Source organism: Hafnia alvei, assembly GCF_034424155.1.
Taxonomy (GTDB): domain Bacteria; phylum Pseudomonadota; class Gammaproteobacteria; order Enterobacterales; family Enterobacteriaceae; genus Hafnia; species Hafnia alvei.
This window is the reverse complement of record NZ_CP139992.1, coordinates 3,158,864-3,171,515: the sequence shown is the minus strand read 5'-3', so window position 1 is coordinate 3,171,515 and position 12,652 is coordinate 3,158,864. Positions and strand designations below refer to the sequence as shown.

The 12,652-nt window shown below is 50.4% G+C and carries 10 protein-coding genes; 4 read left to right on the top strand and 6 right to left on the bottom strand.

The features are described from left to right. Nucleotides 1–3: 3 nt before the first annotated feature. From galE to modE, 4 genes are all read right to left on the bottom strand, one after another. On the bottom strand, nt 4–1,020 hold the full coding sequence (gene galE / locus U0008_RS14790; protein ID WP_025797504.1) for a UDP-glucose 4-epimerase GalE: 1,017 nt from the start codon (nt 1,018–1,020) through the stop codon (nt 4–6). Nucleotides 1,021–1,288: 268 nt separating this feature from the next. Next, nucleotides 1,289–2,104: a CPBP family intramembrane glutamic endopeptidase gene (locus tag U0008_RS14785; RefSeq protein WP_043494518.1), complete on the bottom strand. Its 816-nt coding sequence runs from the start codon at nt 2,102–2,104 to the stop codon at nt 1,289–1,291. Between the two features lie 127 nt (nt 2,105–2,231). Continuing rightward, nucleotides 2,232–3,698 carry a molybdate ABC transporter ATP-binding protein ModF gene (modF, locus tag U0008_RS14780; protein WP_043494514.1) on the bottom strand — a complete coding sequence of 489 codons (1,467 nt, stop codon included), beginning with the start codon at nt 3,696–3,698 and terminating at the stop codon, nt 2,232–2,234. A gap of 156 nt (nt 3,699–3,854) precedes the next feature. Continuing rightward, nucleotides 3,855–4,646, bottom strand: coding sequence for a molybdenum-dependent transcriptional regulator (gene modE, locus U0008_RS14775; RefSeq protein ID WP_043494511.1), 792 nt, complete (start codon nt 4,644–4,646; stop codon nt 3,855–3,857). A 205-nt stretch (nt 4,647–4,851) separates the two neighbouring features. Between modE and U0008_RS14770 the strand changes: the two genes are divergently transcribed. From U0008_RS14770 to modC, 4 genes are all read left to right on the top strand, one after another. Further along, nucleotides 4,852–5,001, top strand: coding sequence for an AcrZ family multidrug efflux pump-associated protein (locus U0008_RS14770; protein WP_025797511.1), 150 nt, complete (start codon nt 4,852–4,854; stop codon nt 4,999–5,001). A gap of 198 nt (nt 5,002–5,199) precedes the next feature. Then, the gene (gene modA / locus U0008_RS14765; protein ID WP_193065831.1) at nt 5,200–5,967 is read left to right on the top strand and encodes a molybdate ABC transporter substrate-binding protein; all 768 of its coding nucleotides are present in this window, start codon (nt 5,200–5,202) and stop codon (nt 5,965–5,967) included. Continuing rightward, nucleotides 5,967–6,656 carry a molybdate ABC transporter permease subunit gene (modB, locus tag U0008_RS14760; protein ID WP_025797515.1) on the top strand — a complete coding sequence of 230 codons (690 nt, stop codon included), beginning with the start codon at nt 5,967–5,969 and terminating at the stop codon, nt 6,654–6,656. The genes modA and modB overlap by 1 nt, the downstream gene beginning before the upstream one ends. A 5-nt stretch (nt 6,657–6,661) precedes the next feature. Next, complete coding sequence (modC, locus tag U0008_RS14755) at nt 6,662–7,720, top strand: molybdenum ABC transporter ATP-binding protein ModC (protein WP_043494508.1); 1,059 nt, start codon at nt 6,662–6,664, stop codon at nt 7,718–7,720. Nucleotides 7,721–8,344: 624 nt separating this feature from the next. Here the strand turns inward: modC and U0008_RS14750 are convergent. Next, nucleotides 8,345–9,163 carry a pyridoxal phosphatase gene (locus tag U0008_RS14750; protein WP_025797520.1) on the bottom strand — a complete coding sequence of 273 codons (819 nt, stop codon included), beginning with the start codon at nt 9,161–9,163 and terminating at the stop codon, nt 8,345–8,347. A 125-nt stretch (nt 9,164–9,288) separates the two neighbouring features. Then, nucleotides 9,289–12,546: a DEAD/DEAH box helicase gene (locus U0008_RS14745; protein ID WP_043494501.1), complete on the bottom strand. Its 3,258-nt coding sequence runs from the start codon at nt 12,544–12,546 to the stop codon at nt 9,289–9,291. Nucleotides 12,547–12,652 lie beyond the last annotated feature (106 nt).

Sequence of the window (12,652 nt, the reverse complement as noted above, 5' to 3'; positions counted from 1 at the left end):
GACTTATTCGGGATAGCCCTGCGGATTCTGTGACTGCCAGCGCCAGGTGTCCTGCGCCATATCGTCCAGCGTGCGGGTGACGCGCCAGTTGAGGTCTTTGTCTGCCCGGGTGGAGTCCGCCCAGTACGCGGCAAGATCGCCTGCACGGCGGGGGGCAAAGTGGTAATTCACCGGTTTGCCGCAGGCTTTGCTGAAGGCGTTCACCACTTGCAGCACGCTATAACCAACGCCTGCGCCGAGGTTGTAAATGTGTACGCCAGGCTTGTTTGTCATGACGTTGAGCGCGGCCAAATGACCGTCGGCTAAATCGACCACGTGGATATAATCACGTACGCCGGTGCCATCTTCGGTTGGATAGTCATTGCCGAAAATCGCCAAAGAGTCACGGCGGCCTACGGCAACCTGAGCGATATAAGGCATCAGGTTATTAGGAATGCCCTGCGGGTCTTCACCCATTAATCCAGATGGATGAGCGCCAACCGGATTGAAATAGCGCAGCAGGCTAACGCTCCATTCCGGATCGGCACGGTGGAGATCTTCGAGGATTTGCTCAACCATCAATTTGCTGCGGCCGTAAGGGCTTGATGGGTTTCCGGTAGGGAAATCTTCAACGTAAGGGATTTTTGGCTGATCGCCATACACGGTTGCGGAAGAGCTGAAAATCATATTTTTGACATTTGCTTCGCGCATTGCTTCTAGCAGCGTTAACGTACCGCTCACGTTGTTATCGTAATATTCCAGCGGTTTTTGCACTGACTCACCCACGGCTTTTAGCCCCGCAAAGTGGATCACCGAGTCAATCTGGTTTTCAGCGAAAATACGGTCAAGTAACAAGCGGTCGCGAATGTCACCTTGATAAAGGGTTGGCGTGGTGCCGGTCAGAGTGTTGATGCGTTCCAAAACGCTGGCTTTGCTATTGCAAAGATTGTCTAAGATGATCGGCGTATGCCCAGCGGCGATTAACTGTACGCAGGTATGGCTGCCAATGTAACCGCTACCACCAGTAACTAAAACAATCATGATTCGCTCCTTTGGAACATTCAATGCAGTAAAGGTAGCATGAGAAAACCGTGAAAAAGGTGATCTATGCTAAATAAATGGAATCGTTTACACAACAATGCAAACGGCTCAGATTCCGATAAAGGTCTATTGTGCGGCGTGATAAGGCTGTCTGCAAGTTCATATAAATCGAGAATGAGTGGTAACGGTTACACGGCGAAGAATATAAAACTTGAGCGATAAAATAGGGTCTTCAGGCGAAGACCCGTGAGGCAGATAAATTTAAGGGTTACGCGTGATACATCGGATAGGTAAAGAACAAGAGGTGGATGATGTTCAGCGCAAAGTGGAACAGCGTTGCCACCCATAGCCGACCGCTCCACATCCACGCCAGACCATAAATCACGCCAGCTAATCCGGCAAAAATTACCATCAGCCAACCGCCTGCGAAATGCGCTAGACCGAAAATAACCGCGGTAATCATCAGCGCGGGAAGGTGGCCTAACCAGCCGCTGAGGCGTTGCTGCAGATAGCCACGAAAGAGCGCTTCTTCTGCCAAAGAAACAAAGAACAGATTAGCCAGTGCAAATTGCCATAGCCACGCGGGCTGATGAAGTTCGATGCGCAAGCCGCCTAGAGCCACGGCGATAAGTAATAAAACGGGCACGCTAATGCCAAGCACAACCCAATTCCACGCCGGCCGTGGCGCTGCAAGAGGTGCACGGAATAAGGTGGGCAGGGCCAGTAAGAGAATGAAAGGAACCAGCGCTTTGTCGAAGTTGTAGTACATCGAGAACGGTGCGCTGTGTGGACCGGCAATCACTTTGTCGAGGATTTTAGGGTTATTGAAGCCGGGTACCATGTGCAGAAACAGCACGATGGCGGCTAACACGAGTAAGATTTCGCTGTTGAATCCGCCTTTTTGCTGATGTTCCCAGCGATAGCGGGCTAGCCCAGCAAGCACGACAACGGCCATAAAGGCTAAAGCATTAAAATTAAGAATGCCTTGGCTGAACGCCAGCGCGGTAGCAGAGAGAAGTAAAAAAGCGGATAGCTGTCGTTGAAACGAAAGCACGGCTAAGGAAGCGGCTAGAGCACCCCACATAGATATTCCTTTGTGTTTTATATTTAAGCTTGAATGATAACACAGAGAAATTAGTTAACTGCTCTGAGAAGCGGGCTTTAAGACAAGTAAAGCCCTGTAAAAAGAGGCAAAGCGGATGAGCTGGGTGTTATAACCGATCGATTTGGTAGCGATAGGAATCGCCCTCGGCGATAAACGCCAGGCGATGAGTGATGCAATCGGGGGCATCTTCTGCGTGATGAGAAACAAACAGCAACTGGCTATTGCCATCGGTCATCAGAATGTCAATCCAGCGCTTAACCAGTTGGCGGTTAATAGGGTCAAGCCCTTGTAATGGTTCATCTAAAATTAACAATGCGGGATGTTTTACTAACGCACGAGCGATCAGCGCCAAACGCTGTTGCCCCCATGAAAGATCGTGGAAAGGGTGATGACTCAGTGCCTGCATGCCCAGCATTTCCAGCCATTGGTCGGTCAGTTTTTCCTGCCTGTCGGACGTCGCCTGATAAATGCCAATTGAATCTAAAAAACCGGACAAAATGACGTTACGCAGGCTGATGCTAACGCGATATTCCAGATGCAGGTTGCTGCTTACATAGCCGATGTGTTTTTTGATATCCCAAATGGTTTCACCGCTGCCGCGACGACGGCCAAACAATGTGAGATCGTTGCTATATCCCTGCGGGTGATCGCCGGTGATTAAGCTGAGCAGCGTAGATTTACCTGCCCCGTTGGGACCGACGATCTGCCAATGCTGTTGTGGATCGACCTGCCAATCAAGATGGTTGAGGATGGGGCGATCGTTATAGTGAACACAGCCATTTTTCAGGATGATACGTGGCTGATCGTGGGGTAACCGATCCTGTTGGCGAGGATCTTCAGTTTCAGGCAATCGCATATCCGCAAGGCTTTCACTGTGAGCTAACTGCGCGACTAACGCCTGTGATAAGACATCTAAGCGATTCCCTACGTGGGTGAGTTCGCATTCTGCCAACACGCCAACATGCTCAATAAAATCAGGGATATCATCAAACCGGTTGAGCACTAACACCGTTGTCACGCCCTGAGCGTTTAGCGTTTGCAGCATCTGTGCGAGTTGCGCACGTGAGTTAACGTCTAATCCATCAAAGGGTTCGTCCAACACCAGCAAATCAGGCTGGCTCATCAGCGTTTGGCACAGTAAAGCTTTACGCGTTTCACCGGTCGAAAGATATTTAAAACGGCGTTCGAGCAACGGTTCGATACCAAACTGAGCGGCTAATTGTTGGCAGCGTTTTGAATCTTTCACTTCAGACTGAATAATTTCGGCGGTAGTACGGCCGGTATCATCTTCGCCTTCGCTAAGCATGTCGGTGTTATTGCGCTGCCATTCGTCGCTGAGCAGTTTTTGCAATTGCTCAAAAGAAAGGCGGATAGGGTGAGCGAATGCCGATGTTGTTTCGCCGTTAAGCTGTGGTAAGTCCTGCGTGAGCGCCCGCGCCAGCGCTGATTTTCCACTGCCATTTGCACCCACAAACGCCCAGCTTTCGCCAGAATGAAGGGTGAGTTCCGGTAAAAAAAGCGTCCGAGTATCGCCAAGGCGAAAGCGTGCTTGGCTAAAGCTTAATGAGGTCATACGGCATACGGCTCCCTAAAAAGTTTTCAGCTATTAGGGATAATCAGTACGCCATGGGGTGTCAAGGCGAGCAGCGGGAGATTTTACACGAAAGAATGATAACGGTGCGATATCCCTCCGATTAAGGAGGGAGCGCTATTTTATCGGCATCGGTGCTTAGGCCAAGGTGGCTAAAATCACCTGATCGGCATTGAACTGAGCCGTTACCGTTTCACCCAAGCTCAGTTTTAGATGGGCCATGGTTTGATTATCAACGGTAGAACAGAGAGTTACACCGCCGTTTAGCTCTACCAGAACTTCGCTGTTTTCAGCACCCGACTGAATGTGACTCACGGTGCCGGTTAAGTTGTTATCTGCGGCATGAGCGAGTGCGGTGTCGGTGGTTAATTTCACCCACGGGGCTTTGATTAATACCAGCACTTCTTTACCAGGAGCCAGCGCTAAACGTTCGGCGCTTTGTTCCGTGATGGCGGCACGCAATAAGGTTTTCCCATCGGCGAGCAGTACGCTGATGTGCTGCTGTACCTGCTGGTGGTCGCGTTCGGTAACGGTGCCAAAAAACTGATTACGGGCGCTGGTTTGTAAGGAGAAACGCGCGATCGCCGCCAGCAGGCTATCTAAAGGAAGATCGTCTTGGTTTAGCACGTCGAACGCTTTTTGCTGGATCTGCCCAAGAAGATCGTAAAGGGCAATCAGGCGCTCACCGTAGCGGGTGATTTTGGCGCCGCCGCCGCCTTTACCGCCGGTAGCGCGATCGACCAACGACTCCTCGGAAAGCTGGTTCATCTCATTCACGGCATCCCAAGCGCTTTTATAGCTAATTCCTGCTAGCTTAGCGCCTTGGCTGATAGAACCGGTGTGGCGTACCTGTTTGAGTAATTCAATCCGACGCGGATCGGCAAACAGGCGTTGCTGGAGTTTTAGCGTCAGTAAAATTTCGGCTTGCATAGGGTTCATCCTTCACAGGTTATGCTTTCATTTTCGCTGATAACGCCCCTAAGACGCAAACCGCATATGCGAATAACTTCAGACCGCACGTTTAGGGCGTACAATTTACGCTAAGCTGTTTAATATATGCAGCGAGATTCTGTATTATGAGTCAGTATGAGATAGTGTGGCTGAATTGCTGCAACCAACACTGAGTGAGGCTGTTATGTTGGAATTATTAAAGAGTTTGGTATTTGCTGCAATCATGGTTCCCGTGGTTATGGCTGCCATTCTTGGCTTGATTTATGGCTTGGGAGAGGTGTTTAACATTTTCTCCGGCGTTGGTCATTCTGATGAAAAACGTTCTAATCACTAAAACGTGATATTTTTTACGAAACGCCCAGCGATGATAGCTGGGCGTTTTTGTTTGAGATGCTGCAAACTTTTTCGATAAATCAAACTCACTTCATGTTTACTGATATCGCACCGATATTGTCAGTGACACTGATGTCGCTCACGTCATATAATCAAATACATAACGTATGGGCATCACATCATTTTAATGGGGTCACTGATGAAAGCATGGAATAAGTTGGTTGTAGGTACGGTTTTAGCCGTTGGCGTAAGTCAGGTTGCTATCGCACAAGAAAAAGTTACCGTATTTGCGGCGGCTTCCTTAACTAACGCACTGCAAGATATTGCTGCACAGTATGAAAAAGGAAAAGACGTAAAAGTTGTTTCTTCCTTTGCCTCCTCTTCCACACTTGCGCGCCAAATTGATCAAGGCGCTCCAGCAGATCTCTTCATCTCCGCAGATCAGCAGTGGATGGATTTTGCGATTGATAAAAAAGCGATGGTTGCTGATACCCGTATCACGTTGTTGGGCAACGATTTGGTGTTGGTGGCGGCGAAAGACAGCAAAATCGATAAAGTGAATATCGATAAAAAAACCGATTGGAAAGCATTGTTGAACGGTGGCCGTTTGGCGGTGGGCGATCCTGATCACGTCCCTGCTGGCATTTATGCGAAAGAAGCATTACAGAAATTGGGTGCGTGGGATGAGCTGTCTCCACTCATGGCGCGTGCTAACGATGTACGCGCAGCGCTGGCCTTGGTGGAACGCGATGAAGCACCTTTAGGTATTGTTTACGGCTCTGATGCTGTCGCGAGCAAAAAAGTGAAAGTTGTTGGTATCTTCCCAGCGGATTCACATAAGCCTGTTGAATATCCAATGGCCATTGTGAAAGATAAACAAACGCCAGCGGTAAAAGCATTTTATGACTATCTGCGCACGCCGGAAGCCGCGGCTATCTTCACCCGTTATGGATTTACCCCGCGCTAATGTTTCTGAGTGCATATGAGTGGGAAGCGGTCGTCCTGAGCCTACAGGTGGCAGGAACGGCCGTTATCTTTAGTCTACCCGTCGGTATTTTTACTGCGTGGGTGTTGGTGCGCTGCAATTTCCCCGGCAAGTCTCTGCTTGATAGCATTATCCATCTGCCGCTGGTTTTACCTCCGGTTGTGATTGGTTATTTGCTATTAATCGGCATGGGCCGTAAGGGCGTGATTGGTGCGTGGCTTTATGACTGGTTTGGTTTTAGTTTCAGTTTTAGCTGGCATGGTGCGGCGTTAGCTTCTGCGGTGGTGGCCTTTCCTCTGATGGTTCGTGCCATTCGCCTCGCATTGGCAGCGGTTGATTCCAAGCTGGAGCTGGCTGCGCGCACTCTGGGAGCAAATCCCTGGCGGGTATTTTTCACCATTACGCTGCCGCTCTCGTTCCCCGGCATTCTGGCTGGAACCGTGCTGGCGTTTGCTCGCTCGCTCGGTGAATTTGGCGCAACTATCACCTTTGTGTCCAACATCCCTGGCGAAACCCGAACGATTCCTCTCGCGATGTATACCCTGATTGAAACACCGGGTGCAGAAGCGGATGCCGCTCGTCTGTGTGCCATTGCGATTGTTTTATCTTTGGTTTCATTGCTGCTGTCTGAATGGCTGGCGCGATGGAGCCAGAAGCGGCTGGGGGGCTAAGACGCATGTTAGAACTCGATATCCATCAGCGCCTTGGCGATTTGAATCTCGACGTTAAAGCAACGCTTCCCTCAAAGGGCATTACGGCTATTTTTGGATTATCCGGCGCGGGAAAAACATCGCTTATTAATGTGATCGGGGGGCTGACTCGTCCGCAAAAAGGGTCTGTCGTTCTCAATGGTAGGGCGTTAGTCGACACTGCGCGCCGTATTTGTTTACCGCCGGAAAAGCGCCGCATTGGCTACGTTTTTCAAGATGCGCGTTTGTTTCCTCATTACCGTGTGCGTGGAAATCTGGAATACGGCATGGCTGCGTCGATGCGTCCGCAATTTGACAGCATCGTTAAATTGCTAGGTATTGAGGCACTGCTGGACCGTTTTCCATTTAGCTTGTCGGGTGGTGAAAAGCAACGCGTTGCAATTGGGCGCGCGTTGTTAACGGCTCCAGAAGTTTTGCTGATGGACGAGCCTTTGGCTTCGTTAGATGTTCCCCGTAAACGTGAGCTTCTGCCGTATCTAGAGCGCTTGGCGCAAGACGTGAATATCCCCATCCTCTATGTCAGCCACAGCATGGATGAAATTTTACGTTTGGCTGAATATGTGTTGTTGCTTGACCAAGGCCAAGTCCGTGCGTTTGGCGAGCTTGAAGAGGTTTGGGCGAGCAGTGCTTTACGTCCTTGGCTGCAAAAAGAAGAGCAGAGCAGCGTGCTCAATGTCAGCGTATTAAAGCACCATGAGCACTATGCCATGACGGCACTATCGCTCGGTGAGCAGCATATTTGGGTGGGTAAACTCGATGCTGCGCCACAGAGCCAGCTGCGCATACGCATTAATGCTGCGGATGTGTCGTTAGTTTTAGAACCTCCCGCAGCGACGAGCATTCGTAATATTTTGGCAGCCACGGTAGTAGAGTGCTTGGATGTTGACCAACAAGTGGAAGTAAAGCTAACGGTGGGAGAGGCGATCTTATGGGCGCGCATCACTCCGTGGGCGCGTGATGAACTCAATATTCACGTGGGGCAAAAGCTGTATGCGCAAATTAAAAGTGTGTCGATCAGCCGCTAATATTCACAGATGAATAAAACAAAAAACTCCGCCTTGTGCGGAGTTTTTTGTTTGTGCGCCTAACGGTTGGTTGCCGAAGGCGAAAAATGCACGGCACGATCACCCTAACGGGAAGAGTATAGCGATAGGTTCATACCCGTATCAATACACAAATAACTTAAGATAATTGTAAATTTGGCGAAATATATAGACGTGAGAAGCTGTATATATAATCAGTGTCGTTAGGGAGGCATGCCAACGTGGATGAAAGAAGATTTCTTAAGTCCTAGCTGGAACAGGTGGTGCTGACCGGTGCCTTGGCTTGGAGTATGGCACGATCGCCCTAACATGTGATCCCAGTGTGGCGATAGGCAATGTAAAGGTAAGTCATGCAGGCGTCATGCTCCTTATGCAGGGAGCAAACGGATGAGTCTATTATCAGCAATAATTGTTGTTTTAGAGTTCATCGTCGCAGTGATGCGGCTGATTAGATTACTGTTCAATCATATCTGAGAAATGATATCAAGAACAGTAAGCTAAAACGTAGCTAAGGTGTGAGGGAATACACCTCCCTCACCCTTTAAGATCGGTTGACTCGAATACGGTTGGCTCGAATAGATACCTTGCGGCGTCGGTTGAATGAAACTATAGAACTTTTTGCTTTAGGAAATCGGCAATAGAAGTTTCTTCATTCCCACCGATAACGGCTTTGGCGCGCGCTTTGACTTCGTCGGCGCTATTGCCCATAGCAACTCCTAGTCCGACGCTTTCTAGCATGCTGATGTCGTTAAAATTATCGCCAAAGGCGATGACTTCAGACATATCAATACCGCGTGAGGCGACGTACTCAGCTAACCGGTTACCTTTGCTGTTGCCCGCTTGCGCAACGTCGACCTGATCGTGCCAAGACCATTCACAGGCGAGTCCCAGATCCGATTCGATGCCGTTAGCGAAAGCGCGCAGTTTGGCAATATCGGTATCGGAGGTAGCGAACTTCCAGATAGCTTTAACATCGTTTGCGGCTTGCTGGAGGCTTTCAACCTGAAGCAGAGTTGGACGTTGATTCTCTGGTAGAGATTCCGCCCAAGCATGAGAGCGAATGACATGGCCGCTAGTTTGCTGATACAGCATAGCGTCATCGACGTACATCAGGCCGTGGATATCAGCATCGTTTAGGCGTTTTAACACCTGATGAGCTTGCGCAGCGGTCAACGGGTTTGACGCCAGCACGCTGCGCGCCTGATAGTCATACAGATAGGTGCCATTGCAGCAAATAGCTGGGGTGTTGAGGTTAAGCGCCTGATAGAAGGGATGAATGGCAATATGATGGCGACCGGTAACGATCATCACTTCTAAACCTGCTTTGCGTGCCAAATCCAGCGCAGCCAGCGATTCAGGCAGTATCTGTTTACGACTGGTTAGCAGGGTGCCGTCCAGATCAAGCGCAATCATGCGGTAGCTCATACGCATTCCTTTAATGGTTAATAATAAGTCTGTTTATAATCAGCGAGTTCTCATTAAGGACAAATGTTACACCTCAACGCTGATTTGAAAAACGGAAAACTGTCGGTGCGGCTTAGCTCACGGGGTCAATCTATCGGCTCAAACAGCGCGCTAAGATCGTCAGCCGAGAACTTCGCAGACCCACTGGTATCTTCAGATAAAATGCTGTCAGCCAGCGCGGCTTTTTTATCCTGCAGCGCCACGATTTTTTCTTCAATGCTGCCAGCGGCAATCAGTTTGTAAACAAACACCGGTTTGTCTTGCCCCATTCGGTGTGCACGGTCGGTAGCCTGATTTTCAGCCGCGGGATTCCACCACGGATCGTAATGGATCACCGTGTCAGCCGCCGTTAGATTTAGCCCAACGCCGCCAGCTTTTAAGCTGATTAAAAACAGGGGGACTTCGCCCCGTTGGAAACGCTGTACTGGCGCATGACGATCCGCCGTTGAGCCGGTCAACGTGACGTAGGCAATGCCGGCTTTATCCAATGCCTGTGAGATTAGATCCAGCATGCCGGTGAACTGCGAGAACAACAGGATACGGCGACCTTCATCGATCATCTCAGGCAGGAGTTCGAGCAGCAGCTCGAGCTTGGCTGATTCTTTCACCAACGCCGCTTTTTCCAAATTGACCAAGCGAGGATCGCAACAAACTTGGCGCAGTTTAAGCAATGCGTCCAAAACGATAATATGGCTGCGCGCCATGCCTTGAGAGTCAATGGCGGTACGAACTTTTTCCTGCATCGCGGTACGTACTGTTTCATACAGATCGCGCTGTGAGCCCTTCAGCTCAACGGTGCGTAACAGCGTGGTTTTTGGTGGTAGCTCAGTAGCGACGTCATCTTTGCGGCGGCGCAGCATGAATGGGCGAATGCGTCGAACCAATAAGTCACGACGCACGGTATCCCCGTCTCTTTCGATAGGCACACGCCAGCGCTGGTTAAACTCTTTTTGGCTGCCGAGGAAACCAGGCAGCAAAAAGTCGAATAACGACCAAATTTCACCCAGATGATTTTCCAGCGGCGTGCCGGTTAAACATAAACGATGGCGTGCATTGAGGTCACGTAATGCGGTGGCTGCACGCGTTGTCGCATTTTTAACGTACTGTGCTTCATCAAGGATCAACAGATGGTAATCATGTTGAGTGAGGACTTTCTGATCTCGCCACAGCAGAGAATAGGTGGTCAAAATCAGGTCGCACTGTTCGATGCGATCAAAGAGATCTTTTCGCTGCGGCCCGCTGAGAACCAGAACATTAAGATCGGGAGTAAAACGTGCCGCTTCTTCGCGCCAGTTGTGTACTAAGGTAGTGGGTACCACGATAAGCGCAGGACGGTCGAGCCGGCCTGATTCTTTTTCCAGCAGGATATGCGCCAGCGTTTGCACCGTTTTGCCCAGCCCCATATCGTCGGCCAGCACGCCCGAGATGTTTTGTTCGCGCAGAAATTGCATCCAGCTCAGGCCTTGATGCTGATAGCCACGCAACGTTGCCTGAAGGCCTGTCGGAACCGCCACCAGCTGTACTCCCGGCCCATCCTGTAAACGCTGGGCTAAAGCCTGAATGGAGGTTTCTCCGTGGAACTGCCAGCGTCCTGTATCGCTTAAGGCGGCCAGTCGGCCCGCATCAAGCGCGGAAACCTTCAGCGTTTCCTTGCCATGGCCTAATTGAGCGAACAGATCGACAAGTACGCGAACGACCGGCTTGAGGCGGTTGGCAGCGATACGCAAACGCTCGCCTTGCTCGGTGCTAAGAATAATGCCTTCATCATCGTCGATGGTTTCGAGTTCGCCGTCTAACCAGCGGCGATCGCGACGAAACAGGTCAGCCAACAATGGCTCGAGACGAACGGTACGGTCGCCGACTAGAATACCCATTTCAACGTCAAACCAGCCTTCGTCGCTTGACTGGATGCTGCCGCTAATATCGTTGATTTCAATGATATTAAAGTTGGAATCGTGGGTCATCACAATACGCCAGCCTTTGTTTTCCAAAGTCGGCAGCGTATGGCTGACAAACGAAGGCCAACTCTCAGGGTTTGGCAGGCCGTAAATGGTATCGGGTAATGTCGGCGGCCGAGTTTTATCGCTTAACGTAATGAGTTCTAGGCCGCAATTTTTAAGCTCTTTGGCGCGTTGTTTTTCAATATCGCTACGTCGCTGAATTTGAATCACATTGCCGTTGTCTGCGGGGAATAGCGTGGTGTCCTGTTTAGGATCAACGCTAATTCCATCGTAATCGAAGGAAAAAGTCGCAAAGTCGAGAGGCCAATTACGATAGCCATAGTTGCCAAAACCGCCCATATAGACATTTTGGGTATCAAGCTGCAAAACGGGAACGGGTTCGACGTCAATAACGCGAAGCTCTGAAGAGCTCATACTCGGTGGTAGAGGGAATTCAGGCGCGATTTCGCCCAGAACCGCAGCTACTAATGGTGCTTCACTCAGTGAAATCGGAGGCATGGACAAGAATTCATCTAACTGAGCGAAGGGCTGATTGAGTTCAACGGTGCCCGCTTCGCCGCTTTGCGTATCGATATACCACGGCGGCGTGGTGGGCAACACCCATGATGCCTGAGGCTGAACCTGCAATATGGGGCGCAGACGATGATCGGGCAAGCGCTGCCACTGAACTTCACCCGGGCGTTGCTCGCCCAGATACAAAGGCTCATTAGAATCAATCACAAAGAAACGGCCCGTTGCCATCATTTTGCGAATCAGCTCAGCGCCGCTGGTTCCCTGTAGTTCAAACGCTGCTATGCCGTTACGCGGTCGTTCGATCCACAGCTCGCGCAGGATTTGAAAATCTTCAGGCGTAACAAATTTAGGCGGCTTAGCCAGCGCGGGCTCAATATTGTGCCACTGCTGATCGATGCTGCGTACGGAGCCGTCTTTATCTAACTTTGCTTTGTAGAGCCGAATTTCATGATGCTGTCGGTGTTCTGACCATGCCAAGACATAGGCTAAGGTCTGAGTGGGTTTTTTAGCCGCAATAGAAGATGTCTGTTGCGCGCGAAAGGCCTCTAGCCAACGTAACAGCTCAGGCCGCGCACCGGTGGCGGTGGGTTCTTGCTCTTCGAGGCCCGCCAAAAGAACGGCGGCAACGTGTTTACAGTTAAAACCCACGGGGCACGAGCACTCGCCCTCAATGCGTAACTGGTTTTGTTTATCGTGGAAGTAGATAACCACCGCGTAGGGGCGTCTTTCGGTTCCTTGTACCTTGGCCGTGAGCATATTGCCCTGCCAGTGGAGTTGCGAAACGGCTCGCGAGTAATCTCGCGCCTTGGCCAAGGTCGCATGACCTAACCAATGAGCAACCTGAGTTCGGTCATAGGAAACTGACGGCATTATCTTGATCTCTTCTTCATCGTTTGAAAGGAAAATGACAGCACATAGACGTTGAGAAGTTTTCACCCAATGATGCAGCTGCGCGCACCTGCGTGAAAAAAAGAAA